The 563-nt window shown below is 58.1% G+C and carries 1 rRNA gene; it reads left to right on the top strand.

The annotated features are described in order from the left end of the window. Positions 1-563, top strand: a 23S ribosomal RNA gene (locus IE255_RS38910); the annotation flags it as partial.

Genomic DNA, 563 nt, shown 5'->3' with positions numbered 1-563 from the left:
TTAAGGGCGCACGGTGGATGCCTTGGCACCAGGAACCGATGAAGGACGTGGGAGGCCACGATAGGCCCCGGGGAGTCGTCAACCAGGCTTTGATCCGGGGGTGTCCGAATGGGGAAACCCGGCAGTCGTCATGGGCTGTCACCCTTGCCTGAACACATAGGGCAAGTGGAGGGAACGCGGGGAAGTGAAACATCTCAGTACCCGCAGGAAGAGAAAACAACCGTGATTCCGGGAGTAGTGGCGAGCGAAACTGGATGAGGCTAAACCGTATACGTGTGAGACCCGGCAGGGGTTGCGTATGCGGGGTTGTGGGATCTCTCTTTCATGGTCTGCCGGCCGTGAGACGAGTCAGAAACCGTTGATGTAGGCGAAGGACATGCGAAAGGTCCGGCGTAGAGGGTAAGACCCCCGTAGTCGAAACGTCAGCGGCTCGTTTGAGAGACACCCAAGTAGCACGGGGCCCGAGAAATCCCGTGTGAATCTGGCGGGACCACCCGCTAAGCCTAAATATTCCCTGGTGACCGATAGCGGATAGTACCGTGAGGGAATGGTGAAAAGTACCC

This window comes from Streptomyces lomondensis, assembly GCF_014651035.1.
GTDB classification, from domain to species: Bacteria; Actinomycetota; Actinomycetes; order Streptomycetales; family Streptomycetaceae; genus Streptomyces; species Streptomyces lomondensis.
This window is presented reverse-complemented; position numbering and strand designations above follow the sequence as displayed.